Source organism: Mucilaginibacter yixingensis, from assembly GCF_041080815.1.
GTDB lineage: Bacteria > Bacteroidota > Bacteroidia > Sphingobacteriales > Sphingobacteriaceae > Mucilaginibacter > Mucilaginibacter yixingensis.
Genome location: NZ_CP160205.1, coordinates 4,582,185 through 4,607,447, shown reverse-complemented (window position 1 = coordinate 4,607,447; position 25,263 = coordinate 4,582,185). Strand labels below are relative to the sequence as shown.

22 protein-coding genes are annotated in these 25,263 nt (G+C 47.0%); 9 read left to right on the top strand and 13 right to left on the bottom strand.

Annotated elements, in window-relative coordinates; all coding sequences use genetic code 11:
- Positions 1-44 precede the first annotated feature (44 nt).
- From ABZR88_RS18835 to ABZR88_RS18825, 3 genes are all read right to left on the bottom strand, one after another.
- The gene (locus ABZR88_RS18835; RefSeq protein ID WP_107827507.1) at positions 45-539 is read right to left on the bottom strand and encodes a DUF2059 domain-containing protein; all 495 of its coding nucleotides are present in this window, start codon (positions 537-539) and stop codon (positions 45-47) included.
- A 5-nt stretch (positions 540-544) separates the two neighbouring features.
- Positions 545-1,711 carry an acyltransferase family protein gene (locus ABZR88_RS18830; RefSeq protein ID WP_107827506.1) on the bottom strand — a complete coding sequence of 389 codons (1,167 nt, stop codon included), beginning with the start codon at positions 1,709-1,711 and terminating at the stop codon, positions 545-547.
- 407 nt (positions 1,712-2,118) lie between these two features.
- On the bottom strand, positions 2,119-3,711 hold the full coding sequence (locus tag ABZR88_RS18825; RefSeq protein WP_107827505.1) for a S41 family peptidase: 1,593 nt from the start codon (positions 3,709-3,711) through the stop codon (positions 2,119-2,121).
- Between the two features lie 159 nt (positions 3,712-3,870).
- On the opposite strand from ABZR88_RS18825, the gene murQ reads away from it, so the two are divergent.
- The 3 genes from murQ to ABZR88_RS18810 are packed head-to-tail and all read left to right on the top strand — an operon-like array spanning position 3,871 to position 6,087.
- The gene (murQ, locus tag ABZR88_RS18820; RefSeq protein WP_107827504.1) at positions 3,871-4,683 is read left to right on the top strand and encodes an N-acetylmuramic acid 6-phosphate etherase; all 813 of its coding nucleotides are present in this window, start codon (positions 3,871-3,873) and stop codon (positions 4,681-4,683) included.
- A gap of 50 nt (positions 4,684-4,733) precedes the next feature.
- Entirely contained in the window at positions 4,734-5,300 is a 567-nt protein-coding gene (locus ABZR88_RS18815; protein ID WP_107827503.1) for a hypothetical protein, read from the top strand.
- A gap of 55 nt (positions 5,301-5,355) precedes the next feature.
- Entirely contained in the window at positions 5,356-6,087 is a 732-nt protein-coding gene (locus tag ABZR88_RS18810) for a Bax inhibitor-1/YccA family protein (protein ID WP_107827502.1), read from the top strand.
- Between the two features lie 190 nt (positions 6,088-6,277).
- Here ABZR88_RS18810 and ABZR88_RS18805 read toward each other — a convergent pair whose 3' ends face one another.
- The 3 genes from ABZR88_RS18805 to ABZR88_RS18795 all read right to left on the bottom strand — a co-directional run bounded on the left by ABZR88_RS18805 (position 6,278) and on the right by ABZR88_RS18795 (position 9,035).
- On the bottom strand, positions 6,278-6,865 hold the full coding sequence (locus ABZR88_RS18805; RefSeq protein WP_107827501.1) for a SprT-like domain-containing protein: 588 nt from the start codon (positions 6,863-6,865) through the stop codon (positions 6,278-6,280).
- A gap of 152 nt (positions 6,866-7,017) precedes the next feature.
- Complete coding sequence (locus tag ABZR88_RS18800; protein ID WP_107827500.1) at positions 7,018-8,157, bottom strand: hypothetical protein; 1,140 nt, start codon at positions 8,155-8,157, stop codon at positions 7,018-7,020.
- 95 nt (positions 8,158-8,252) lie between these two features.
- Entirely contained in the window at positions 8,253-9,035 is a 783-nt protein-coding gene (locus ABZR88_RS18795) for a phosphosulfolactate synthase (protein ID WP_107827499.1), read from the bottom strand.
- A 177-nt stretch (positions 9,036-9,212) separates the two neighbouring features.
- On the opposite strand from ABZR88_RS18795, the gene ABZR88_RS18790 reads away from it, so the two are divergent.
- Positions 9,213-9,611: a hypothetical protein gene (locus tag ABZR88_RS18790; RefSeq protein WP_146166487.1), complete on the top strand. Its 399-nt coding sequence runs from the start codon at positions 9,213-9,215 to the stop codon at positions 9,609-9,611.
- Between the two features lie 320 nt (positions 9,612-9,931).
- Here ABZR88_RS18790 and ABZR88_RS18785 read toward each other — a convergent pair whose 3' ends face one another.
- Entirely contained in the window at positions 9,932-11,335 is a 1,404-nt protein-coding gene (locus ABZR88_RS18785) for a lipopolysaccharide assembly protein LapB (RefSeq protein WP_107827497.1), read from the bottom strand.
- 223 nt (positions 11,336-11,558) lie between these two features.
- Here ABZR88_RS18785 and ABZR88_RS18780 point away from each other — a divergent pair, with 223 nt between their 5' ends.
- Together ABZR88_RS18780 and ABZR88_RS18775 are read left to right on the top strand one after the other, a co-directional pair.
- Positions 11,559-13,100: an aldehyde dehydrogenase family protein gene (locus ABZR88_RS18780; protein ID WP_107828022.1), complete on the top strand. Its 1,542-nt coding sequence runs from the start codon at positions 11,559-11,561 to the stop codon at positions 13,098-13,100.
- Positions 13,101-13,299: 199 nt separating this feature from the next.
- The gene (locus tag ABZR88_RS18775; RefSeq protein WP_107827496.1) at positions 13,300-14,982 is read left to right on the top strand and encodes a S8 family serine peptidase; all 1,683 of its coding nucleotides are present in this window, start codon (positions 13,300-13,302) and stop codon (positions 14,980-14,982) included.
- A gap of 305 nt (positions 14,983-15,287) precedes the next feature.
- Here the strand turns inward: ABZR88_RS18775 and ABZR88_RS18770 are convergent, their stop codons facing one another.
- Together ABZR88_RS18770 and ABZR88_RS18765 are read right to left on the bottom strand one after the other, a co-directional pair.
- Positions 15,288-18,233 carry an outer membrane beta-barrel protein gene (locus ABZR88_RS18770; protein ID WP_107827495.1) on the bottom strand — a complete coding sequence of 982 codons (2,946 nt, stop codon included), beginning with the start codon at positions 18,231-18,233 and terminating at the stop codon, positions 15,288-15,290.
- Between the two features lie 175 nt (positions 18,234-18,408).
- Positions 18,409-19,143, bottom strand: a complete 735-nt coding sequence (locus ABZR88_RS18765; RefSeq protein WP_107827494.1) for a collagen-like protein — start codon at positions 19,141-19,143, stop codon at positions 18,409-18,411.
- 371 nt (positions 19,144-19,514) lie between these two features.
- Between ABZR88_RS18765 and ABZR88_RS18760 the strand changes: the two genes are divergently transcribed.
- Entirely contained in the window at positions 19,515-19,787 is a 273-nt protein-coding gene (locus ABZR88_RS18760) for a hypothetical protein (RefSeq protein WP_107827493.1), read from the top strand.
- A gap of 3 nt (positions 19,788-19,790) precedes the next feature.
- Here the strand turns inward: ABZR88_RS18760 and ABZR88_RS18755 are convergent, their stop codons facing one another.
- Positions 19,791-21,002, bottom strand: a complete 1,212-nt coding sequence (locus tag ABZR88_RS18755; RefSeq protein WP_107827492.1) for an aspartyl protease family protein — start codon at positions 21,000-21,002, stop codon at positions 19,791-19,793.
- 79 nt (positions 21,003-21,081) lie between these two features.
- Here ABZR88_RS18755 and ABZR88_RS18750 point away from each other — a divergent pair, with 79 nt between their 5' ends.
- Together ABZR88_RS18750 and ABZR88_RS18745 are read left to right on the top strand one after the other, a co-directional pair.
- A complete protein-coding gene (locus tag ABZR88_RS18750) occupies positions 21,082-22,398 on the top strand; it encodes a D-alanyl-D-alanine carboxypeptidase/D-alanyl-D-alanine-endopeptidase (RefSeq protein ID WP_107827491.1) in 1,317 nt (438 codons plus the stop codon).
- 89 nt (positions 22,399-22,487) lie between these two features.
- A complete protein-coding gene (locus ABZR88_RS18745; protein WP_107827490.1) occupies positions 22,488-22,868 on the top strand; it encodes a TfoX/Sxy family protein in 381 nt (126 codons plus the stop codon).
- On the opposite strand, the gene ABZR88_RS18740 is transcribed toward ABZR88_RS18745, so the two are convergent.
- From ABZR88_RS18740 to gltX, 3 genes are read right to left on the bottom strand one after another with little or no spacing between them, the layout of a single operon-like run.
- A complete protein-coding gene (locus ABZR88_RS18740) occupies positions 22,851-23,255 on the bottom strand; it encodes a putative toxin-antitoxin system toxin component, PIN family (protein WP_107827489.1) in 405 nt (134 codons plus the stop codon). The genes ABZR88_RS18745 and ABZR88_RS18740 overlap by 18 nt on opposite strands.
- 9 nt (positions 23,256-23,264) lie before the next feature.
- Entirely contained in the window at positions 23,265-23,495 is a 231-nt protein-coding gene (locus ABZR88_RS18735) for a hypothetical protein (RefSeq protein WP_146166486.1), read from the bottom strand.
- A 54-nt stretch (positions 23,496-23,549) separates the two neighbouring features.
- Complete coding sequence (gene gltX, locus ABZR88_RS18730) at positions 23,550-25,070, bottom strand: glutamate--tRNA ligase (RefSeq protein WP_107827487.1); 1,521 nt, start codon at positions 25,068-25,070, stop codon at positions 23,550-23,552.
- Positions 25,071-25,263 lie beyond the last annotated feature (193 nt).

Sequence of the window (25,263 nt, the reverse complement as noted above, 5' to 3'; positions counted from 1 at the left end):
CTTCAATCCTGGTAATCTTAAAAATCTTTTAATCCTGATTCTGCCTATTTCAACGCATCCTGTAACATCTGCTCCATTTCAGCACGATGCTCATTAAATGCTTTGCGCCCCAGTAACGCTGAGGTATCAAATAACAGAGGGCGTTTTTCCAATAGCTTTTTCCCCGTCGGACTGGTATAGAACGCAACCATTTGTCGTAACTCGGCTTCGGTAAACTCGCGGGCGTACATCATACAGAAATCGTTTTTCAGTACCGCCCAACTGCAATATTTATCTACAAAGAGCCGCATGGTTTTTTTGAACTGCTGCAATTTATCGGCAGGCACACGCGCGGCATACTCATCAATCATGGCCGACATATTTTGGTCGAAATCTTTATCGGCTCCGCTGGCCAAAAGCATGGTTTCTGCTGCCTTTAACGCTGCCGCCGACGGTGGGTTGGCAAGCGCTGCACTTTTGGGCTGCTTAGCTATTTGTGCCGATGCTCCAATGGCGATTGAAAAAAATATAATTAATAAGATGCTTCTTAGTCCCGTCATCAATCTTAAACTTTAATGAAGATTTTCTTTTTATACAACCAGTACATGGGTATCCATGATATAAATACATAAATAATGGCCCGTGCGAGCGACGCATTGTAGGGCGAGAACAGCTTCATGCAAATATCGCGGTTGATCCAGCCCATTAAGCGCACGCCCTGCCCCGTCGGAATAAAATCTAACACGGAGCCAATTACATCACCTACCACATAAGCTGTAATGGCATTCATCCCAAAAACAACAAAAAACCATACGCCTTTTTTGCGGCCTTGTACGTCTATCATCCAGTAACTTAACGCCAGTGCAATGGTGGCCAGCCCGCCTGTATATAATACAAAGCTACTGCTCCAGAGCGCTTTGTTGATAGGGAAGAACAGGTCCCAGATTAAACCCAGTATTACCGCCAATACGCCGTACACAAACATCCAGCTTACTTTAGTGCCGGGCTCAGTATCGGTGCGTTTTAGCCAGGTACCCACCCGTATGCCAAATAAACAGGTGCCGATGGCGGGTATGGTTCCCAGCAGGCCTTCAGGATCCCACGTGTGCGATTCGCGCCAGAGGTGGTTAACGCCAAATACCAACCTGTCCAGCCAGGCACCAATATTAGTTTCGGGTTTCAGGTTGGCAGGGCCGATACCGGGTACAGGAACGAAAGTCATGATCACATAGTAACCAATCAGCGCAAAGGCCATGAGCCAGTCGCGGGTTTTCTGCGTGGTTTTAAGGTAAAGGATAGTGCAGATAAAGAATACTAAACCAATGCGCGACAACACGCCAGGGAGGCGTAAATGCCCTAGCACATAACCAACTTTTGACCAGAAACCGGTAACCTCTGGCGGCGTATCATGATGAAAAAATAACTGAATAATCCAGGAAATTGCCCATAGCGAGAGCATGCGGCGAAACGCCACCAGAATCATGTGGCCATGATTCGCCGGATCTTCTTTTCGGGTCTCCATGGCAAAAACAATGGCCACACCCACCATGTACAAAAAGAAAGGGAACACCAGATCGGTAGGCGTGCAACCGTTCCATACCGAGTGCTCCAGCGGGGCGTAGGTATGATCCCAATCGCCGGGATTGTTTACCAGTGTCATGGCGGCAACCGTGGCGCCGCGCATCACATCAAGCGAGAGCAGGCGTTGTTTTTGGGGGAGTTTATCGGTCATGGATGGTTATTGGATGAAATCGAATTTACTTATTTTTTCTTAAACACCACCGCAGTCGCTCGCGTCTTCGCGAGTGACAATTATCCCGCGGCCTCTGGCCGCTAAAATAGTGGTCACTCGATTGGAGCCCACAGGAGTTGGGGAGATGTTAAAATCCCCTCTTGAGAGGGGGGCCGTTGAATGTGCGGCTGCAGGGGTGTGTCATTCGCAGGTATAAAGGACACACCCCTCCACCCCTCTCAAGAGGGGAATCGCACTATTCCACCGCTTCTTTTTATCTTCACAACAACCTGTTGGCAGGAGCCGAGTGACTGCGTTGATTATCCTGTAAATCTTAAAAATTCGTTTAACGGCGAAGCCTCTCTTGAGTGCAAATAAAAAGATAACTGACGAAAAATCCTGGTTTTTTACTTCACCGCATTCATACCCTTCTTTATGCAAACATCATCACCATTTACGGTACGGTAATAGGCATTGTCGCCCCATTGGAAACGGCCTGCAAAAGCTTTTAGCAGGGTTTTGATACTGGGCTTGGAGATCAGCAGTTCGTGCGAATCCATTTCCTTGATGGTGTTGGAGGCATAAAGAATAAACTGATGCAATTGATCGTCGCTGATGTTGAAGCCGGCGATGAAATCATCCTCGGTCGGGTATTTCTTAAAGATAGGATACAGGTGATCAATCACGTAGGCTGTGAAAAGCTGTTGGTCGCTTAATTCCTGTACCAGTACGGTGTTTACGATAGTATCAGCCGGGATAAAAATATCGGGCATAATGCCGCCGCCGCTGTAAACCTTTTTGCCTTTGGTGGTATGGTAAACCGATGCCGTGCGGAAGGCACTATCACTCATACTGCTTTGGGCGGAGTAGAGTTCGCCTTTTCTGAGGCGATCGGCAATCTCGTTATGATAGCTGTCGATACCCTTTTTGTATGATTTTTGGATGGAGCGGCCCGATGGTGTATAGTAACGCGCCACGGTAAGATTAATGGCCGATCCGTCATCAAACGGAAACTGTTCTTGTACCAGGCCCTTACCAAAAGAACGACGGCCCACCAGTGTAGCACGGTCCAGATCTTGCAAACATCCGGCTAAAATCTCGCTGGCAGAGGCCGAGTATTCGTCAATCAGTACCGCCAGATTGCCTTGACGGAACAGGCCGGTATCGGTAGCAAAGTAATCGGTACGTGGCTCATGTGCGCCCTGGGTGTAAACAATCAGTTTGCCCTTGGGCACAAACTCGCCGGCCATGGCAGTGGCCGCGTTGAGGTATCCGCCGCCGTTGCCACGCAGATCCAGGATGAGCTTTTGCAGGCCATGGGTTTGCAGTTTTTTCAATGAGGTACGAAAATCGTTATCCGTAGTGGCGGCAAACTTGCTTAGTTTAATGTAGCCAATATCATCGCTCAGCATGTAGCCTGCATCAAGGCTGCTCAGGTCGACATGGTCGCGCGTGAGCGTGCAATTGCGTGTTTTGCCGTTGTGCATGCCCGCCAGAACCACATGGAGAGTGGTATTGCGCTCGCCCCGGAAAAGACGATCTATTTTGTTGGCAGATAGTTTTGAGCCCGATAAAGGCTTGCCTTCTACAGTCAATACCCTGTCGCCGGCCAGGATGCCGGCTTTAGCTGCCGGGCCGCCCGGGTAAACCTGGGTGACAAACACGGTATCGCGCAGCAACTGATATTCAATACCAATACCATCAAAGCCGCCGTCCAGTCGCTCGTTAATGCTTTGGGCCTGTTGCGGCGGTAAATAAACCGAGTGTGGGTCAAGATTTTGCAGCACGTTGTTAATGGCCTCACCCTGGATGCGGTTAAGGTTAACGGTGTCCACATATTTCTCGCGGATGAGCTGCATAATGCGGCTCACTTTATCCTCTTCATTCATGGAGCCAAAGCTGCGCCCCGTCAGATTACTGTCGGTGATCATGATGCCTATGGCGATACCGCAAAGTATCAGGATCAATGATCGGAAGATGATGGCCGCAGTTTTTTTCATACCGTTGCGCAAAGGTAAAATTTGCAGCGTAAGACACCGTAACTTTTTAATAACGTTGGTATCAATATTATACTATTTTTTGTTGAATTTTGTTTATATTAACCTCTGGCGGAGCATTGCCGCAAACGCCGCCGCGGCACAAAAAACTCTCAATCCATTATGATCTTAACAACCGAGAAAGAATCACACTACGACAACCTGGAAGATATGCCGGTTGCCGAGCTGTTGCGTCACATTAATGATGAGGATAAAACTGTTGCTTTAGCTGTAGAAAAGGCACTGCCGCAGATTGAGGCGCTGGTTAAAGCCGTTGCCACCTGCATGAAAGAAGGAGGTAGGCTGTTTTATATTGGCGCGGGTACCAGTGGCCGTTTAGGTATTGTTGATGCATCTGAGTGTCCGCCAACTTATGGCGTGCCTTTTGATATGGTGATAGGTTTGATAGCAGGAGGCGACAGTGCCATACGCAAAGCGGTAGAGTTTGCCGAGGATGATATGGAGCAGGCCTGGAAAGATATGGAGGCCTTCGGCATCAATCAGAAAGATGTGGTGGTGGGTATAGCGGCATCGGGCTCTACGCCGTATGTAATTGGTGGTTTGCGGCAGGCTCGCGAATCGGGACTGGTTACCGGTTGTATTGTATGTAATAATGGCAGTAAAGTAGCCAAAGAGGCCGAATATCCGGTTGAAGTAATAACAGGTCCGGAATTTGTAACGGGTTCTACCAGGATGAAGGCCGGCAGCTCGCAGAAAATGGTGCTGAACATGCTCAGTACATCAGTAATGATACAGTTGGGCCGTGTGAAGGGAAATAGCATGGTAGATATGCAGCTGACCAACCATAAACTGGTTGACCGCGGTACCCGCATGGTGATGAGCGCTACCGGGCTTGATGCCGAGAAGGCCGCCATCCTGCTTCAACAACATGGCAGTGTGCGTAAGGCGGTTGATACTTACCTTGCTGTCAGATAATTTAATACCTGCTGAAAGAGGGTAATTAGAGAAGGGAACGATTTTTTTTAATGCACGAGATAGAACCATATTACCGCTGGCGCGATGATTATGTTGCGGCTGAAGACGAACAATCGCCGTTTTACTCTACCGAGTATAGCGAGTTTGAGTTTGATAAGCAGGTGTATAATTACCTGATCCACCCGCAATGGGATTCGTTTGGCTCCAATACTTTATATCTTAAAGTGTTGTTTGTGGATTATGAACGTGGCTACAGCATCATTGAGTTTATTGGCGAGTGGAACGATGCCATTAACAATGATATTATGATGCTGAAATGCGAGCTGATAGATTTAATGGTAGACCAGGGGATAGACAAATTCATCCTGATTGGTGAGAATATTTTAAACTTCCATGCATCGGATGATTGCTATTACGAAGAATGGTTCTCTGAACTGGAAGATGGCTGGATTGCGGGTATCAACTTCAGAGAGCACGTGATTAACGAGTTTAAACATAGTAATATCGACTATTATATTAATTTTGGCGGCGAGCTGGATGAACTGAACTGGCGTACGCTTAAGCCAATACAGGTATTTAAGCGGGTAGAAGAACAGCTAATGCGCCGGCTTAATTAAACCTTCATCAACATTTTGTATCTTTATATTTCAAATAACAGAACATACATAAAAAATGGAAAATAACAGAAACTACACTTATGATAGTGTAATACAGCTGGACAGCAATCCATCTACCACCCGTAAATTTATGGCAAACGTATTTTTATGGATGTTTGGTGCGCTGGCCGTATCTGCCGGTTTGGCGGCTTTGTTTGCCTTTAACGTAGATATGCGTGCTTATATAGTTAACCAGGAAACGCATTCATTAACCGGGCTTGGTCTGCTGGCAGCCTTTTCGCCATTGGCGTTTGTGCTGTTGATCAGCTTTGGTTTTAACCGTATTTCTTACCCTGTGCTGGCCGTGTTGTTTATTGCTTATGCAGCGGTTACCGGCATCAGTTTATCGGGTTTGTTGCTGGCATTTACGCCGGGCTCTGTTTTGGGCGTGTTTATTACTGCATCGGTAATTTTTGGTGTAATGGCGGTTGCCGGTTATGTTACTCATCAGGATCTGACCAAATTCGGCTCATTGCTGATTATGGCACTGATAGGTGTGATTGTGGCTACCGTAGTAAATATGTTTTTGCGTAGCGAAGGTTTAGACTACATTATCAGTTACCTGGGTGTAGCCATTTTTGTAGGTTTAACCGCTTATGACGTACAAAAGCTGAAACGCATTGGCGAAGGTTTGGAGTATGGCGATGCCAACGCTCCTAAGCTGGCACTAATGGGCGCCCTGTCGTTATACCTCGACTTTGTGAACCTGTTTATTTACCTGCTGCGCATCTTTGGCCGCAGAAGATAATTGTAAGGGATCATATAAAAGAAAAGCCACGCGGAAGCGTGGCTTTTCTTTTTAAGTTGCTATTTGTCATTGCGAGGAATAGCGCGGGATAAGCGCCAACGGGTGACGAAGCAATCTCGTCGCGTTCAATTTGTCCTGCGACGAGATTGCTTCGTCGTTCCTCCTCGCAATGACAGGAGCTTAATATGTGTTAACTCGCCTCCCGCACCAATTCAACCTCTGCTACCGGGCTAAATAAATAAACCCGCCGTGTGGCCAGTTCAATACATTTAAAACGCTTGCGTAGTTGTTCTTCTTTCCTAAACACGCGGCCGTCTTTCAGCTTAAAGACTGCTTTGAACGGCAGCTTCTCTACTGTGACGGCGTCTGGCTTGGGCGCGTCATATTTGCGTAGCGAACGATACAGATTCAGATCGGTACAGCTGGAGGCGCCGGGGTTGCTGAGGTAGGCTACAATGGCCTGCTTTACATCCGCCGGGAAAACATCTTTCTCAAAGAAAGGCTGCATCATCTTTTTAAAGTTCTCTTTCCACTCCGTGCCATGCGGTTTTACTTTATGCTGATGCTGGTTCCAGGTGTGCAGGTGCGCAAACTCGTGCACGGTAGTCACCAGGAAGGCGTATACATTCAGATCATAATTAACGGAGATACGATGGCCTTTGCCGCCAAAAGGTGGGCGATAATCGCCAAACTTGCTGTTGCGGTTGCGCGATATTTTGAACTCGCACTTGAAATGATCAATCCAGCGGCCAATCAGCGGCGCTGCATCAGGGGGCATGTATCGTGCTAAAACTTGTACTTTATCCAATGCTCACTATTCCCTCTCCCAAGGGTTTTTACGGTGATATATACAAATATAACTAAACCCGTTGTTATTTCGACAAACAAGCGAGGGCATGTGTGATGGAGAAATGACGAAAAATAAAGATCTTATTCCTCTTCCGGTGGCTTTGGCTTTGCCATTCGTGCAGCGTTGAAACGAGGCTTGAAACCGAGTTGCTTGGCCGGTTCATCAGCCTTTGGCTCTTCCTCTTTTGTTGCAGATATTTCTTCTGATGCAGATGCAGATGCTGGTGCTGTTGGTGTTTCTTCGGCAGGTTGTTGAGTCGCTGTTGTTTTAAACCGAGGCTTAAATCCAAGTGATTTGGCTGCCGGTTCTTCCTCTTTAGTTTCTGCAGGTATAGCTTCTCCGGCTTTTGCGTCAGGAGCAGCCGGTGCTTCTGCAGGGACTTCTATCTTTGGTGCTTCAGTTGGAGAAGACGTAGCGGTTTTGAAACGCGGTTTAAAGCCCATTGGTTTAGCTGTAGGCTCAGTCGGTTTGGCTTCTTCGTTTTTTGCTTCTGTAGCTGATGCCGTTTCTTCTGCAGTAGATTCAGCTTTTGGTGAATCTACTTGCTTTGGCGGTGTAGCAGCTTTAAACCTCGGCTTAAAGCCCACGGGTTTAGCAGCTGGCTCCGCCGCCGGTGTTTCTTCAGACTTATCTTCGGGGGCCGATGGCGTTTCTGTCGTTTCTTTCAGAGCTTCCGGTTGAGCCGGTGCAGCAGCCTTAAATCTCGGTTTGAAGCCTACTGGTTTGGCTGCCGGTTCTGCGGCTGGTGTTTCTTCCGTTTTATTTTCAGGTGTGGCTGGAGTTGCTTCGGCTGGCTTATCTTCCGCAGGCTTTGGCGCCATAGATGGTTTAAATCTTGGCTTGAAACCTGTGGCCGGTTTGGTTGGCTCTGCCGGGCTTTCGGTTTGTGTCGGTACAGGTGCCGCCGGTTCTTCTGTTTGTGCCGGGGCAGCCTTGAAACGTGGTTTAAAACCTACATTGGCTTTGGTTGGTTCTGAAAGCGACTCGGTGATGGTTTGTTCGGCCAGCTTGTTTTCTATAATTACCTTTTCGGTTTTTACCTCAGCAGGTAATGGGAATTGCAGGCGTAGCTTATTGAACCAATATTTCTTGGTATAATCGAAGCTTTTCTCGCCCATTTGCGCATAGTGAACCTCAAACTCGGTGTAGAGTGCCGGTTCGGTTTGCTGCAGGGCAGAAAGGTGTATCTTTTTCTTTTTAAAAAACTCTTCGAATGTCATTGATCAATTTTGCCAACGGTGACAAATTTGCGCATAAAAAGGGACACGAAAAAGAAACAGCCGGCTTTTTAATAAACCGGCTGTCTGTTATTGTGTTAAATTTTGCCCAATAAGTGGGGCTGGTTTAGGAAATGATCAAAAGTATCGCTGCGTAATCCCAGGCGGATGGTTTCCAGCGGAATCATGTCTGTCGGGGCAATATTGCCCAGGTTAACATTGGCACCCAGTAGTTTGATAAACCATACCTGCTGCGCTTTCTGCGGTGCTTCCCAGATAATGGCTTCTTCGGGGATCTGTGTTAATATCTCGTCAACCAATCCCTGTCGCACCTCGCCAGAATCACGGTAAATGCCCACGTTGCCGCTCTCGCGGGCCTCGGCAATTACCTTCCAGCTACCGGCTTCCAGTTCGGCCTTCATCAGTTGGATCCAACGGTAGGGGGCAAAAATCTTTTGCACGTCTTTTGATCCAACTTCAGATATAACCGTCACCTGCTCTTTCAGCAGGCGGATATACTCGCATTTTTCATCGTGTGCAATGGTGATCGACCCGTCTGACACTTCGGCGTGCTCCAGTTTGTATTTATCGAGCAGGCGACGGTAATCATCAAACTGTCCGCGTACAATCATCGCTTCAAATAGTGTTCCACCAAAATACACGGGGATACCGGCACTGCGGTAAAGATTCAGTTTCTCGTCCAGATTAGGGGTAACATATGATGTTGCCCAGCCCAGCTTTACAATGTCGGTATTTGGACCGGCTGTTTCAATCAGGTCTTCCACACCGCGCAGGCTCAGGCCTTTATCCATAATCATGGTTAAGCCTTTTTCGCGTGGCTTCACAGAACGCTCGGGTAGATCAGTTATGTGATAATTCATATTTATAGCCTATAACTAAAAGTTTTCCAGTATCAAAGGTAGTAAAATCAATGAAAAATCCTAGCGTTTTGACGTAACATGTTGATTGATAGTGTGCAAAAAAAAGCCGTACTGATTAAACCAATTAGCTATCTATGCGGTCAAATAAACATCAACAAACACACAAACATCACAATTATGAAAACCACCATTAAGCCTTTTCTCGTCGTAATTATTTGTGCCTTATTTTTCTCTTCTTGTGCTGCTTTGCGCCTGCCAGATTTAACCAAGTTATCTATCGGTATGGATAAAGCCACAGTTTATGCCAATATGGGCAAGAAACCGGATGCGGTGATTGGCGCCCGCAAGTATCCAAATGGTAATATTGAAGTTGTATCCTACGCTATGGGGTTTGCTCCAGGGGTAAATAACACCAATCTTACCTATAAATGGCTCTATTTCTATAACGATAAACTATACCTGATTAGCGGCCCGGGCGACTGGCAGCATGAAGCCGATTTATTAGTGGCCGATAATGACATCACTCCTGAAGCCGTGCCCGCACATGATGGCGCAGGCACACGTGGTGGAAAGTAATATAGGATCTCTCCCCAACCCCTCTCCTTTAGAGAGGATTAGCCCATAAAGAGGCAGTAAGCATCTAAAGACGCGAAGGCCAGTGCGATTCCCTCCCTTGGGAGGGTGTAGGGAGGGGTTTATGCGATTGCATACGATATAAACCCCTCCCCGCCACTTCACAAAGCCACCGCGCCCCTCCCCAAGGAGGGATTTATTATATTCCTGCCATTTGATGGGCTATTCCCCTTTGGAGAGGATTAGGAGCGGTAAAAACAAAAGCCCCGGTTCGGACATGAACGCGGGGCTTTTTTCTCACATGGGAGACTTATAATTGGTTATTAGCGGGCATAACGGTTAATGATATCCAGTATCACCTTGTTTTTCTGCAACTGCGGCAGGTAATCAAACAGGATGTAGTGTTTATCAGGATCAGCGGCAAGCGCCATTTCCAGGTGATTCATCGCTTCTGAATACTCGCCTTTGGCAAACAGGTAGGCAACCATGCGGTAGTATAATTCTGCCGAGTCAGGGTTGTTTTTAATGGCCTCGGCAATTACCTCAATGGCATCGTGCAGGCGCTCTTGCTCGTACAGGATAGAAGAGTAATCCAGCCAGGCATCCACATCAATCGGGTTCAGCTCTACCACCTTCTCATACGCTGATTCAGCCTCTGGCATATGGCCCAGTTTGTACTCGGCATCGGCAATGGCAAACCAATAATCGGCATTGGCAATATCCAGGTCCAGCGCTTTTTTGTAGAAGTGCAGGGCCTCAAAGAAACGCTCTTCAAAATCAAGCGTAACACCTATGCCAAACCAGGCATCGCCCAGTTTTGGGTCCATTTTAACGGCCTTTTTGTAGAATGAGCGCGCCTCATCCATCTGCTCCAGCTTCTCATAGCATTCGCCAATGGCACAATAAGTATCGGCATTAGGTTGCTCATACTCAAAGGTTTGGCGGTATACTTCAATAGCTTCGGCATATTTTTCCAGGTTTACCAGGGCGTTACCTTTATTAAAGTAGGCCGATGCAAAACTGTCTTTAATCAGGATGGCATAATCATACGCGTCAATCGCTTTCTCAAACAGGCTCAGCTTGGTGTAGGCGTTGCCCAGGTTGTACCAGGCAGCGTAGCTGTAAGGCTCGTTATCGATGTATTGCATGTAAAACTGCACGCTCTCTTCCTGGTTGTCCATTACATCGTAACAGAAGGCCAGTTCGTAAAGCGCATCCTGGTTTTCCATGTTCTGCTGCAGGCACAGTTTCAGGTAAGTAATGGCCGTATCATAATCGCCCATGTTTTGATAAACGTAGGCAATGTGCAGTAAAATGTCGTCGGTTTCTTCGGCCAGGTCAAGCGCGCGCTCGTAATTCTCCAGCGCTTCGCTGTAACGCTCCATGTTCTCAAACAAGTTACCACGGATGATGTAGATGTCGGCTTCGCCGGCTTCCAGCAGTTCGGCTTTGTCAAGCGCAGCTAGCGCATCACCAATACGGTTGGTTACCACCAGCAGCTGGGCTTGTTTTACCAGGAAAACAGAAGCAAAGGGGTGCTGGCTGCGAGCGTACTCCACCACTTGCAGGGCCTTGGCGGGGTCGTTCTTTTCGATGTAATAATCAATGATATTCTCAAAGGCTTGCGCATCAAAGAAATATTGATCATGATTGCGGATCATCTCTTCGTAACGTTCGACAGAGAATTTTGGATCCTCACTGTAGTCAAATTCAAATTCTTCTTCCATTCAACGCTATTTCAAGTAAAAACGACTGTCTTTGATCGGTTCAGGCTTCGTTTACGGAGATTAAATTACAGTGTAAAAGAGCCAAAAAGTAAATTAAGTTTTCAACAAAGTGTTACTTTTTAAACAAATGTGCAGATAACTGATTGATAATAAATACCAAGTAAATAATGCGCGCCGCACACTTATTTATAAGCAAGATGATAACTTTGAGAAAATGCAAAAGATGAGCTTCGACATCGCACCAATCATCAGTCGTTTACGTATTAACGCTGTAAATGACGCTTTTAGTATAGGCGGCCACTCAGGCAGTGCCGCTGGAGCCCGCGTGAAAGACATCATTTCGCCGGTTGACGGGCAAAAGATCGCCTCGGTAAGAATGGCCGGTGTGGCCGATTACGAGCAGGCAGTTGAGGCTGCCAGGGCGGCTTTTCCGGTGTGGAGAACTATGCCGGCACCCAAGCGCGGCGAGATTGTGAGGCAGATAGGGGAGGCCCTGCGCAAGTACAAACATGACCTGGGCAGGCTGGTGAGCTACGAGATGGGCAAGAGCCTGCAGGAGGGTTACGGCGAGGTGCAGGAGATGATTGACATTTGCGATTTTGCCCTGGGGCAGAGCCGTCAGCTTTACGGCTTGCACATGCACAGTGAGCGCCCGCAGCACCGTATGTTTGAGCAGTATCATCCGCTGGGAGTGGTAGGCATTATATCGGCCTTTAACTTCCCGGTGGCGGTGTGGAGCTGGAATGCCATGCTGGCCTGGGTGTGCGGTGATGTATGCCTGTGGAAACCATCAGAAAAAACGCCTTTAACAGCTATTGCCTGCCAGCATATAGTGCACGAGGTTTTTGCGGCCAACAATGTGCCCGACGGTGTGTCATGCCTGGTGATAGGCGACCGCGAGGTAGGTGAGCTGATGGCGAATGATCCGCGCGTTCCGCTGGTATCGGCTACGGGTTCAACCCGGATGGGTAAGGCTGTTGCCGCTGCTGTGGCTGCAAGGTTGGGCAGGAGCTTGCTAGAGCTTGGTGGTAACAATGCCATCATCATCACGCCGGATGCCGATTTGGATATGGCACTGATTGGTGCCGTGTTTGGCGCAGTGGGTACGGCCGGTCAGCGCTGTACAACAACCCGCCGGCTGATTATTCATGAAAGTATTTATCAAAATTTTAAAGACCGTTTGGTAAAGGCTTACGGACAGGTGCGAATAGGCAATCCGCTGGATGAGCAGTTTCATATGGGGCCGTTGATTGATCAGGACGCGGTGCGTATCTATCTGGATGCCATCGATAAGTGCAAAGCTGAAGGCGGCAATTTTGTGGTGGCCGGCGGTGTGCTTACCGGCAAGGGTTATGAATCTGGCTGCTATGTAAAACCGGCGATTGCCGAGGTGCGTAATAATATGACCATCGTTCAGCATGAAACCTTTGCACCAATTTTGTATTTAATACGTTATAAAGAACTGGATGAAGCAATAGCTATGCAAAATGACGTGCCGCAGGGCCTGTCGTCAGCCATCATGACCAATAATTTGCGTGAGGCGGAGCAATTCCTGTCGTACGCCGGTTCTGATTGCGGCATAGCCAATGTGAATATCGGCACATCGGGCGCAGAGATTGGCGGTGCGTTTGGCGGCGAGAAGGAGACGGGCGGTGGCCGTGAGTCGGGTTCTGATGCCTGGAAGGCCTACATGCGCAGGCAAACCAACACGGTTAATTATTCAACAAGTTTGCCGCTGGCGCAAGGCATCAGGTTTGATCTGTGAGTAATGCAGAGCATCGGTCTAAACCTCAGCTAGATAACGAAGCCTTCATGAAGGCTTTTAAAACATTTATCCTGAATAATCCTCTCTAAAGTAGAGCCTTTCCTTATCCTCATCAATATAAACTCCCCCTCTTTTGAAGAGAGCTGGGCGGCTTATGCAATTTTTGACATAAATGAAATATATACATAAACCCTATTGAATGAACATTAAGAAATTGATTACCGGCTTGTTGACGAGCGCGACGCTCCTGACAGGCTTCCAGATGCAGGCGCAAGATCTGCCTCCTATACCCAAGGCAGAGCCTGCGGCCCCTAAAAACTGGCACGCTTTGGATTTGGCTACCGACGGTTACTTCGGCATTAGCCTGAGTAAAGCCTATGGCTTTTTGAAAGGCAAAAGGAGTAAACAGGTAACGGTGGCGACCATTGATAGCGGCGTTGATACCCTGCAAAAAGATCTTAAAGACATACTATGGACAAACACCAAAGAAATTCCAGGTAACGGTAAGGACGATGATCATAACGGTTATATTGATGATGTGCACGGCTGGAACTTTTTGGGCGGTGCCGGTGCAAAATGCGATTTTAACGAGACTACAGAAGAGGTGCGCGAGTATGCCCGCCTGAAAGATAAATGGATGCTGGCACGACCATCATCGCCTAATGATAAAGCTTACAAATATTGGCTGCGCGTGCAAGCCGTGCATGACTCGACCGTGTTCAAATCGCGTACGGAATACGATCAGTTATCGCCTGTAATGAATATACTAGTAGGTACCAGTGTGTTTGTTAAACGCGAACTGCACATGGGGCCGAACGATGTTTTTACACTGAAAGATCTGGACAGGATCACCACCACTAACGATACCGTAAAGGAGTGCAAAAACGTCTGGGCATCGTTCTTTACACAAGAAGGGCCTGACTCTGATAACGCCAAGGTGATCAAGGATCTGAACGAGTATCTCACCAAATTGAATAACGACCTGAACCCCGATCTGGAGGCCCGCAAAAATATTGTAGGCGACAACCCGGATGTTTATGCTGACAAACCGGGCTACGGCAACAATCTTTTAAAATGGCAGGATGCCATGCACGGCACAATGGTGGCCGGTTTTATTGCTGCCAAGCGTAACAATGGTTACGGTATTGATGGCGTGGCCGATAATGTGCGTATTATGGCTATTAAAGCCGTGCCTAATGGTGATGAGTATGATAAAGATATTGCTCACGCCATTCGCTATGCGGTAGATAACGGGGCGCAGATTATAAACATGAGCTTTGGAAAAAAGATATCGCCGCACAAACAGTGGGTTGATGATGCCATGCGCTACGCCGCCCAACACGACGTGCTGATGGTGCAGGCTGCAGGTAATGACAATGCTAATCTGGATAAAGAGCCAAGCTTCCCTAATACCACTGCTGATGACGGCAGGCCCATTGGCATAAGCCTTATTGATGTTGGCGCATCAACCGCACGTAAAGGCGAAAACCTGGCGGCTGATTTTAGTAACTACGGTAAAAACACTGTTGATGTTTTTGCGCCCGGTGCCAAAGTGACCTCGGTAACCAATGATGGAGACATTGAAACGGAAGACGGTACCAGCTTTGCATCGCCTATTACAGCCGGTATTGCGGCGCTGATATTAGAATACTATCCCAGCCTGAGCGCACGCCAGATCAAGGCGGCCATCCTGCAATCGGCCAAGCCCTTGACAGGCCTAATGGTTAACCTGCCGGGCGATAAAGACAAGAAAGTGGATTTTACTACCCTAAGTAGAACTGGCGGCATTGTTAACGCTTATGATGCGCTGGTAGCCGCCTCTAAGATGAAAGGGGAACGCAAGGTAAGTAGTTTGAAGAACGCGGATAGCGCCAGAAAATAAATGCGATTAATCAAGGAATCCGCGGCATACAGTTCTGAAGTGAATAAATGGGTGTCACCCTGAACTTTGTAGAAGGGCGCGTGGTGGCCTATGGCCGTTATGTTTCGATAAGCTTCGCATGGCATGGCTTCGATGATTATAAGGGTTTTCTTAGTGTCTCGAAGACTCAATGAGCGATTGAAACATCCGAAGAGCCACATATTTGTGGCTCGCTGAGCCAGCTCCAAATGATACATAAAAAGGAAACCCCGGCAGATACATCATCTGACCGGGGTTCTTCTTTTATCAATTCATCTGTTGTTTCTTTAGAATGCGCCACCAAAGCCGCCGCCGCCTCCACCTCCACCTCCGAAGCCACCGCCACCGCGGCCTTCGCGATTGTGACGGCCACCGCCATTACCCGGACCAAAGCCATTGTCTGGCGCTTTACCCGCAAATTTTTGCAGGCGGATGTTTAAGGTAAGCAGGAAGTACCGGCCCAGTCGGTTAACGCTGGTCTCGGTAGTGCCGCCATTAGCTGCTGCCAAAGAGTAGCCGGCATTTTGGTTAAATACATCATTCACCGCCGCGCGGAGCGTAGCCATGTTGTTTTTCAGGAAACGGCGTTCCACATAAACGGCCAGCAGGTTAGGGTTGGTTACCTTTTGCGTATAGCCGTAGTTGAATACCTTACTGTAATCATAGCTCAGTGTCCAGTCTTTCCAGAAATAGTTTTTACCGTTCAGGCCAACAGTAAACGCACGTACGTTAGAGCTGGCTTGGGTTAAAGCGGTCTTAACCGAATTGTCAACCTTGGTAATTGAATATCCCAACTGCAAACGGCTGTCAATCACGTCGGTAATATCTGTACGGAAACTGATGTTTGGCGTAAAGGTTAATGATCTGGCAATGTTTTTCAGACTGATAGAGTCTGTGCGTAAAGGGGCAATAGAATCTATAGAGGTCAGGTATCCAATGTTATTGGTGTAGTTAATATTGCCGTTCAGCGCAAGCGTGTATTTACGTGCTTGCCATGGTTTGGCATAGGTGAACTGGAAGTTGCCGGTATAATATCCATCGGCATTTAAATAGGCCGAGGTGATGGTATTTTGCAGCCTTGTGTTTTGGCTGTAATGGGTTGGATAGGTAATAGAGTTGGTAACGATCTTATTATCCGTTTTGGTAAAGTTCAGGTTAAAGAACATCACATCACCTGTCTGGAAACTGAATTGATTATACCTGATCTGGATATTATGATTAAACTCTGGACTCAGATTGGCATTACCAATTACCGGGTAAGACGCGTTTGAATAATCATACACCGGCTGTAACTGACTAAAGGTTGGCTGATTGCTGGAGCCGTTGTAGTTAGCACTGAATGACTGACTGCGAGAGAAGTTGTAAATGAAACGCGCGGTAGGTATCCAGTTAAAGGTGTTTTTAGTAATAGGAGCTGCCAGTAGCGATGAGCCTTGCAACGTGGCAGGTTGCACCGCTATGCCCAATGTGTAGTTGTACTTCTGCTCAATAAAGCGATAGTTTAAACCGAAACGATTGGTAGTGAAATCAAACGCGTAGCTATTGCTGGCAGCGTTATAGCGTGTATAAGTATTGGTTGTGGTCAGAGTGTCTGTTTCCTTATCACTGGTGGTATGAGAACGGCTGTAGGTATAGTTGGCCTCCAAAAATGAGCGCTTGCTTAATGGCTCGATATAAGAGAACTGACTGCTGATGCTGTTAGACAGGCTTCCGTTGCTGATAAGCTGGTTTGCAGGCACGCTGTGAGGGCCAGTAAGGTAAGTATAGATCGGGTTTTGATCGGCATCGCTATGACTGGTGCTGGCGTTGATGAACACACTGAAGTTACGGCCGCTGCCCATAAAACGGTGGTTATACAAAATGGCCGCACCATAGCTTGGTGAGGTAGAAATGCTGTTTAACGCCGTTGATGTATAGTGGGTAGCCTGCGTTTTGGTGTCAGTGATGTTGATCTTGTTTACCTCATCGCTGTAGTTGGTAATGGTTTTGGCGTATGAGAACGTTGGCGTGATTTTCAGATAGTTAATGGTATCTGGTTTCCACTCCATGTTCCAGGTAAATCGGTGGTTAATATCTTCTTCCTTATCGTTACTGGCCTGGTTGTTAATAACAGAGGTAGTACCGTTGATGGATTCTTGCTTGGTGCTGCTGATGGTGTTGGTGGTATTATCAGCCACACTATAGCTGCCGTATACAGACCATTTACCCCACTGATCGCGGTAGTTAATGCCACCAGAATGCATTGCTGTAATACCGTTTTGGGTAGATACACCCGCATTGCCGGCACCACCGCCACGGGCTGCATTACCACGACCGCCGCCACCGCCGCCGCCGAAGCCACCACCTCCACCGCCGCCGCCACCAAAGTTGAAGGTGCGGGCATTAGTGTTGTTCAGGTTACCCAACAGGTAAATCTGCTGATCGCCTTTAAATTTAAACACATTCACCAGGCCGCTGTAGCGGGTATCATTGGGCTCTGGAGCAGGCAAAGCATCTTTACCGGCACCGCCGGTTACGTTGGCCGAGTAGCCGTAGTTTTTATCTTTACGGATGGTGATGTTCATGATCTGGTTGGGCTCGCCGGTTTTGATGCCGGTAAGGTTGGCCTGATCGCCATAATCATCAATCATCTGGATGTTTTCTACCACATCTGCAGGCAGGTTTTTGGTAATACTCTGTAAATCGCCGCCAAAAACGTCTTTGCCGTTAATGCGCACCTTGGTAATTTGTTTACCCTTGGTGCTCACGTTGCCATCGGCGTCCACGTCTACACCCGGTAGTTTCTTTACCAGGTCTTCAACCGGGGCATTATCGCGCACTTTGTAGGCTGCTGCACTATATTGAGTGGTGTCTTCTTTTAACACAACAGGGTTGATGCCCACAATGGTTACACCGCTCAGCATTTTTGAGGTGGTTTTTAATATCACCGCGCCGATGTTAAGCGGTTTATCGTCATTAGCAAAAGTGAAATGTTTGATGACCCCCTGGTAGCCGATAGAGCTAATAGTGAGGGTGATTTTATTGGCTTTTATACCGGCAAAGGTAAACTTGCCATCAATGCCGGTAACGCGTACGGTGCTATCGCCCAGATCTGTTTTCAGTTTAACACTGGCTCCCGGCACGGTCATTTTGGTGGTATCGATGATCGATCCCGTTATGTCATGCGCGTTTTGTGCCCTTGCCAGGCCACAAAAAAATAATACGATAATTACTAATAGGTTTAAATGTTTCATCTTGGTTTATATGAGCCCGATAGGTGTTAAGCGGCTTATTTTTAAGCTGTAAAAACACCATTCGGCCTGCAAAAGTTCAATTTCTTTGCCGCAAATATTAAATATTCATAGCATTGTTACACATAGATATAAAAAAAGCCGGACCAGCCGGCTTTGTAATAGAAATATTAAGCGTTTACTGGATAATCTGCAACGCATTTTTTACCTGGTTATAATCGCTGAGATTTAAACCGGGATGTGTAACCGATAATGTGGTGAGTGAGCTGCCAGAAATGAGTACTACCCTGAAATCCAGTCCGTTTGAGTTAAAATTGGCTTTTACCTCAATGTATCCCAAGCCATAGTCAGACAGGCGCAGGCTGCGATCGTCCTCCGTATATGGCAGGGCATACCAGGTGGTGGTGCCTGTGCTTCTAAAGTACACCAATATGGCGCCTTTATCAACAATATCCTGGGTAATGGCCGCAATATTAAAACGGGTAACGCCGGTAAGGGTAACAGATTGGTTGAGTAACAGGTAACTGCTCGCGCCTGATCCTGCTGCGCCCGTGGCACCTGTAGCACCAGTGGCTCCGGTTGACCCTTGCGGTCCACCTGCAGGCCCTGTAGCGCCTGTTGCACCGGTAGAGCCAGTTGCTCCGGTGCTGCCGGTAAGGCCAGTTGCGCCAGTAACGCCGGTGGCACCGGTTAGTCCGGTTGCACCTGTAGCGCCGGTGGCCCCGGTACTGCCCGTTGCCCCGGTAGAGCCGTTGGCTCCTTGCGGTCCGCCTGGCCCGGTGGCGCCGGTAGATCCTGCTACACCTGTGGCTCCGGTATCGCCTTTATCGCCCTTGTCGCCTTTTTTACAGCCGGCCCAAATGCCAACAGCAAGCAAGGTAATCAGTAAAACGTACCTGTATAGTTTCCTCATAAATGCAAATATCTATTTAAAACAATTGATTAACAACTTTATAAACGGTTACAAACAGGAGGCAGGGTTTGTTGATAGGAGGTAATAATAATTAACATGTGTTAGATAAAAAGTTAATAATTGGCCAATTATGTATACCAATATGTATACCTAACCTACGGCAAAATGCTCTATATTAGATGTCCGTTGCACACAGGTGGTTGCTTTTAGGTAAACCAAGGTTATAGTTGTATGTTGTACTGCTTGATGTTGTAACAAATGTATCTTGTTGGTTATTAACACGTTTTATTAACATGGGTTTATAACTCTGTTAATGTATAAGAAAACAAACCTTTTAATCGTTTCGTTAAAGTTAACAAATCATCTAGTTTATGAGCAACATCAGGGCATCTTTATACTCCAAGGTTCATCAATGGATTGATGGGATCGGGTTCAGGCTTAATTCTTCTACTGTAGATCGTAAAAGTAACATCACCACCAACCATTATTTTTACGAAACCTTCAACTTTTTTGAAAAAGAAAAGAAAGGAGAGCCAGAGAAATCAAAGTTTCTCTGCTTTGATACTTATGGCGAAAAAATAAAGGTAAAATCCTTGCTGGATCTGCAGACCGCTTTTTTTGAAAACATCAGTCAGCTAAAATAATAGCTAAACGCGGCGTTTTAATGTAAGAATGATCCGCAAAATCTCTTTGCCGCGGCTTACGTATAGCAGCAGGCTCCGGCCGTCTTTAGAGCGGAACAGGTTATCTATGTCCTCAATGCTCATTTTGTCTACCGGCTTAAAGTTGATGGCGGTAATTTCATCGTTCTTTTGCAGGCCAACCTCGTCAGAGGCCGAGCCCGGTTCTACGCGCCCTACAATCAGGCGGTCATAATTATCGCCGTCAAAATAATACTCCATACCGCTCATATCGTGCTCAAAGGGATCTTTTAAGCGCGATGTTGCCTTGAGGTACATGGCATTGTTGGTATAATCAAATACCACCGTAAAGCGTTTTAGTATGCCCAGGCCAATGTTACCGTCGCGCGGTACAATATGCATCTGTTTGCGCAGATAATTCATATCAGGGAAGGAGGTGAGCACATCTTTCAGTTTTTTGTTGCCGATATCAAACTCCGGCACCCGGCTCACAAAACCCGATACCGGCCCGGTAAGGCCCACGCCCAGATTAGCTACAATAAAGTTTTGCGGTAAGCCATTTTGCTGCAACATGCTTTCCAGCGAGATGGGGTGCCCTGCGCCAATATCCACCACCATTTTAGCGCTGATCTGTTTGCCATCGGGCAGTTTGATGGTGGTAACGGCATAAGGTTCTTTATTTTCTATGGTGATGGGTACTTTAACGCCGTTGCGCATTAATTTACCTGCATCTTCGGGGTGTGTTACGGTCATTACGCTATCGGTAAAATTCAGCTTAACAGCCAGGCTGTTAAAAAAGTCATACCCCAGCAAGCCGTGGATAGGCATCCCCGCATAGCCCGACAGATCAAAGTGGTCTTTCTTTAGAACCGCGGCGGCAACATTGTGGCTGGAAAGATAGGGCATAGTAATATGCAGGTTGGGCGTAACATAAGCTTCGCATTCTTCGCCGCCCAGGCCAAAAAGTTTGATGTTGCGGCGTGGGATATTGCCCAAAGAGTCTATCAGCGTAGTATCGGTAATTACCATTACGCCTACGCCGGTATCCAGCACAAAGTTAAACGGGCCTTTATGGTTAATGTTGAGCTGCACAATAACCATGTTGCGTACAATGCGGAATGGGATGTTAACACGCCTTTGATTGCTATCAATATCAAAAAACTGGGCGTGGCTAAAACGTGGTAAAACCACCAGCATGAGCAGCATAGCCCAAGCCATAAATATGTTCCGGTTTAATGAGTTATATTGCACGCTAAAAATTATTGCAGAGTTAAATGTAATGATAATTTTACATTAAATGAAGATTAATTCACTATTAATTTTATTTGTAACCAGTCTGATTATCAGTGCTCCCGCAAAGGCTCAGCACATCAGGAAAAGGAGGGTGAAAAAGCTCTTCCGGCACTCAGAAATGATGAATGGACACTTTGCCGGCTTTGTGCTTTACGACCTGGATAAGCAGCGCGTGGTCTATGAACAAAACGCCGACAAATACTTTACGCCGGCATCAAATACTAAACTGTTTACCTTTTATACTTGCCTGCGAATGCTGGGCGATTCCGTCCCTGCATTGCAGTACGTTACCCGTGGCGATTCGCTGATTTTCTGGGGCACCGGTTCGCCGGGAACATTGCACCGGGAATTGAAAGGAACAAGGGCGCTGGATGTGCTGAAAAGCGCTACACGGCATTTGTATTTTTCATCGGGCCGATACCAAAACAATATCCTTGGCGCCGGCTGGGCCTGGGATGATTATAACGACTACTACCAGACCGAGATCAATGAGTTGCCGCTTTATGGTAACACGGTGAAGCTTTATAACGATGACGGAAGGCTGGCTGCCAGTCCTGCTTATTTTAACCCGTTATTGAAGACTGATAGTACAAGCCAGTCTGTCGGCTTTCGGGTTAAACGCGATTTATTGAGTAACGCTTTTGTTTATCCGTCTAAACCAGTTCCTGCCGGTTATGAGCAAGATGTGCCGTTGCAGACATCAACCGCTTTGACTTTAATCTTGTTGCAGGATACCCTGAAACGATCAATTGGCCTGGTACACCTGCCAGTACCAACTGACGTCAAAACAGTTTATGATCTTAATGCCGATACCGTTTACCGCCACATGCTGCAACCCAGCGATAACTTTATTGCCGAGCAACTGCTGCTGGTATGTTCGGCCACAAAGTTTGGGGTGATGAATAAAGACTCGGTTATTAACTACGCTATTAATAACCTTTTGGCTGATCTGCCCGATAAACCCATTTGGTTAGATGGATCTGGCCTGTCACGCTATAACCTGATGACCCCGCGCAGCATTTTGCAGCTGCTGTTAAAAATACGCCAGCAGGTAAACAATGATGAGTTACTGCACAGCCTGATGCCTATAGGAGGTGTGGTAGGCACTATCAAAAAAGCTTATCAAACAGATAACGGCCAGCCTTTTGTTTGGGCCAAAACGGGCACGGTTAGTAATAATTATAATCAGAGCGGTTACCTCATCACCCGGAAGGGCAAACACCTGGCTTTTAGTTTTATGAATAACAATTTCCCGCAGCCGGCCGCAAAAGTGCGGGAGGAGGTAGTGCGCATCATGACCTATATTCATAACGAATTTTAGCCCGATGGTTTCAATGTTGAATGCTTAAATTTGAGTTGCAGTGAATGTGCCGCGTGCTCATGAATCAATAATCACTTAAACTGACTTTTATGCCCTTCGACGAAAAAATAGCCAACCAGGTACGCGAAATGATTGCCGACCGCACCGACAACGTAGAAGAAAAAGTGATGTTTGGCGGCCTCTGCTTTATGGTGAACGACAAGGTTTGCATCGGCGTAAAGAAAGATACTTTATTGGTACGTATAGACCCCGAAGTGTACGAGCAGGAAATAGGAAAAGACGGTCGCCAGCCGATGGTACACCAGGGTAAGCCTGTTAAAAGCTACCTGTTTGTAGACTATGACTCGATGCATAACCACGAGAACCTGCAGCACTGGGTAAAACTGGCGCTGGATTATAACCCGCACGCGCCACTATCGCAGGCTAAGCAGAAGGCTTTGAAGAAACAGGGATCAGCGAAGAAGGGTTAAAAACTCATCTGAATTGATGATTTTGACCTTTGGAAACGGGTTGTTTTTTACTGCATCAAAATGCCTGTCGTTGGTTACCAAAAAATCAGCATTTGATGCTATTGCAACGTCAAAAAACTTATTGTCGTCAGCATCGGCTATAATAGCATCCCAGTTATAGTAGATATTTTGTGATATAACATTAGGGGCTTCAATAAAGATCTCCATCACGATCTGAACAGCGCCAGGTGCCGAATGGATTTCAAGTATCTCTTCATATTCCTTTAAAATATGTTCTGATACGATAAGTTGATATTTGCCATCAACAAAAGACTGCCAGATTGGTCTTAACGGACTACGCTTGCCAATGGCAGATACAAGAATGTTAGAATCTAATACGATCTTCATTGCCGTAGGCTACGACTTTGAGCGAAAGTGTCCTTCGCCTAGATTTTTGTAATCTTTACTGGTGATATTTTGTTTTTCCTCCCAATTGCCGATTACCTCATCCAGTTTCTTTGACAGCAATTTGACTGCAAGTTTGCGCATCTGTAAAAAATCCTCTTCGGGTAAAGGATTTTTGAGCAGCCTAAGCATGATAACCTGCTGCTCATTTAAATTTCCAGATGATTCGATTTCTGCCGCCATAATCCAAATATAATCAAACAATGTCTAAATGTTTAGACATTGTTTGACAAATAGTTACGCCGTAAACGCTTCCAGCGCCAGGGCAATTCTTTTAATCGTTTCGTCTTTACCCAGTGTGGCTGCAATATCAAAAACATGCGGGCCAAACTTGCCACCTACCAGCATTATGCGGAATGGCAGCATCACATCGCCGGTTTTAAAGCCTTTTTCTTCGGTAAAGGCTTTAAATTGCTCCTCAAACGGATGGGCTTCAAGAACAGGCAGGGCCTGTATTTTGTCTGACAGTTCTTTAAAGAAAGCTGTCTTTGCATCGGTCCATTTTGGTTTTACTGCATTCAGATCATACTCTGCAGGAGCCGCGAAGAAATAAGCACTCTGCTGATAGAAGTCTGGCAGCAGTGTGCAGCGGTCTTTCACCAGGTTAATTACCTGCAGCAAATAATCATCGTTAGTTATTTCGATGCCTTTTTCAGTCAGGGTTGCAGCAACCAATGGCTTCAGCTTGCCGGCATCTTGTTTCTTGATCCACTCGGCGTTATACCATTTTGCTTTTTCAAAATCAAACTTGGCGCCGGCTTTGCTTACTCGCTCCAATGAGAATTTCTCTATCAGTTCATCCAGCGAGAAAATTTCCTGGTCGGTACCGTCGTTCCAGCCCAGCATGGCCAGCAGATTCACAAAAGCTTCGGGCAAAAAGCCCAGCTCGCGGAAACCCGGTGTCAGTTCACCGCTTTTAGCATCAAACCAGTTCATGGCAAACACTGGGAAACCCAGGCGTGCACCGTCGCGTTTGCTCAGCTTGCCGTGTCCGTCTGGTTTCAAGATCAGCGGTAAGTGTGCCCATTTAGGCATGTGCTCGTACCAGCCCAGGTATTTCCATAACAGCAGATGTACGGGGGCCGATGGCAGCCATTCGTCGCCGCGGAAGGCGTGGGTAATCTGCATCAGGTAATCATCAACCACCACAGCCAGGTGATAGGTAGGCATACCATCTGCCTTCAATAACACTTTATCATCAACCAGATTGGTGTCAAAACTTACATGACCGCGAATCAGATCGTCAAAACCAACATGTTCATCCGTTGGCATTTTAATGCGGATGACATGAGGGGTGCCTGCATCCAATAACTGGTCAACTTCATGCTCTGAAAGTGTTAATGAGTTGCGCAGTGTTTCACGATAGGCCTGACCGTACTGAAAGTTGGCAATCTCTTTACGGTTTTGTTCCAGTTCTTCGGGCGTATCAAAAGCATAGTAGGCATGGCCCTGCATTACCAGGCGTTCTGCATACTCGCGGTAAAGCGCTTTGCGCTCACTCTGGCGGTATGGCGCAAACGGGCCACCCACCAGCGGACTCTCGTCCGGGTTAAGGCCGCACCATTTCAGGCAGTCCATAATATATTGCTCAGCACCCTCAACGTAGCGGGTCTGATCGGTATCCTCAATACGTAAAACAAAATCGCCGCCATTTTTGCGGGCAAAAAGATAATTGAATAGCACGGTACGCACACCACCCAGGTGCAAACCACCTGTTGGACTTGGTGCAAAACGTACCCTAACTTTAGTAGCTGTCATGATGGGGGCAAAGATAGGGAATTAGTCAGGAAGTCAGGAAAGTCCGAAAGTCGGGAAGTTTGAAAGTTGGGAGAACCGGAAGTCCGAGAGCTAAATTAAATAAAACCGCTGCGATATACTGGAAATATGAATCCATTTAGAACCTTTTTTCTTTCGGACTTTCAGACTTTCCGACTTCCCGACTAAAACATAT

Coding starts and splice junctions, on each gene's coding strand:
- ABZR88_RS18815 (WP_107827503.1), top strand. CDS start 4,734: ATGCACGAGATAGAACCATATTACCGCTGGCGCGATGATTATGTTGCG.
- ABZR88_RS18795 (WP_107827499.1), bottom strand. CDS start 9,035: ATGAATTATCACATAACTGATCTACCCGAGCGTTCTGTGAAGCCACGC.
- ABZR88_RS18770 (WP_107827495.1), bottom strand. CDS start 18,233: ATGAAACATTTAAACCTATTAGTAATTATCGTATTATTTTTTTGTGGC.
- ABZR88_RS18755 (WP_107827492.1), bottom strand. CDS start 21,002: ATGGCTTGGGCTATGCTGCTCATGCTGGTGGTTTTACCACGTTTTAGC.
- ABZR88_RS18740 (WP_107827489.1), bottom strand. CDS start 23,255: ATGAAGATCGTATTAGATTCTAACATTCTTGTATCTGCCATTGGCAAG.
- ABZR88_RS18790 (WP_146166487.1), top strand. CDS start 9,213: ATGAAAACCACCATTAAGCCTTTTCTCGTCGTAATTATTTGTGCCTTA.
- ABZR88_RS18765 (WP_107827494.1), bottom strand. CDS start 19,143: ATGAGGAAACTATACAGGTACGTTTTACTGATTACCTTGCTTGCTGTT.
- ABZR88_RS18830 (WP_107827506.1), bottom strand. CDS start 1,711: ATGACCGATAAACTCCCCCAAAAACAACGCCTGCTCTCGCTTGATGTG.
- ABZR88_RS18785 (WP_107827497.1), bottom strand. CDS start 11,335: ATGGAAGAAGAATTTGAATTTGACTACAGTGAGGATCCAAAATTCTCT.
- ABZR88_RS18825 (WP_107827505.1), bottom strand. CDS start 3,711: ATGAAAAAAACTGCGGCCATCATCTTCCGATCATTGATCCTGATACTT.
- ABZR88_RS18745 (WP_107827490.1), top strand. CDS start 22,488: ATGCCCTTCGACGAAAAAATAGCCAACCAGGTACGCGAAATGATTGCC.
- ABZR88_RS18750 (WP_107827491.1), top strand. CDS start 21,082: ATGAAGATTAATTCACTATTAATTTTATTTGTAACCAGTCTGATTATC.
- ABZR88_RS18735 (WP_146166486.1), bottom strand. CDS start 23,495: ATGGCGGCAGAAATCGAATCATCTGGAAATTTAAATGAGCAGCAGGTT.
- ABZR88_RS18775 (WP_107827496.1), top strand. CDS start 13,300: ATGAACATTAAGAAATTGATTACCGGCTTGTTGACGAGCGCGACGCTC.
- murQ (WP_107827504.1), top strand. CDS start 3,871: ATGATCTTAACAACCGAGAAAGAATCACACTACGACAACCTGGAAGAT.
- ABZR88_RS18805 (WP_107827501.1), bottom strand. CDS start 6,865: ATGCCCCCTGATGCAGCGCCGCTGATTGGCCGCTGGATTGATCATTTC.
- ABZR88_RS18800 (WP_107827500.1), bottom strand. CDS start 8,157: ATGACATTCGAAGAGTTTTTTAAAAAGAAAAAGATACACCTTTCTGCC.
- gltX (WP_107827487.1), bottom strand. CDS start 25,070: ATGACAGCTACTAAAGTTAGGGTACGTTTTGCACCAAGTCCAACAGGT.
- ABZR88_RS18810 (WP_107827502.1), top strand. CDS start 5,356: ATGGAAAATAACAGAAACTACACTTATGATAGTGTAATACAGCTGGAC.
- ABZR88_RS18835 (WP_107827507.1), bottom strand. CDS start 539: ATGACGGGACTAAGAAGCATCTTATTAATTATATTTTTTTCAATCGCC.
- ABZR88_RS18780 (WP_107828022.1), top strand. CDS start 11,559: ATGAGCTTCGACATCGCACCAATCATCAGTCGTTTACGTATTAACGCT.
- ABZR88_RS18760 (WP_107827493.1), top strand. CDS start 19,515: ATGAGCAACATCAGGGCATCTTTATACTCCAAGGTTCATCAATGGATT.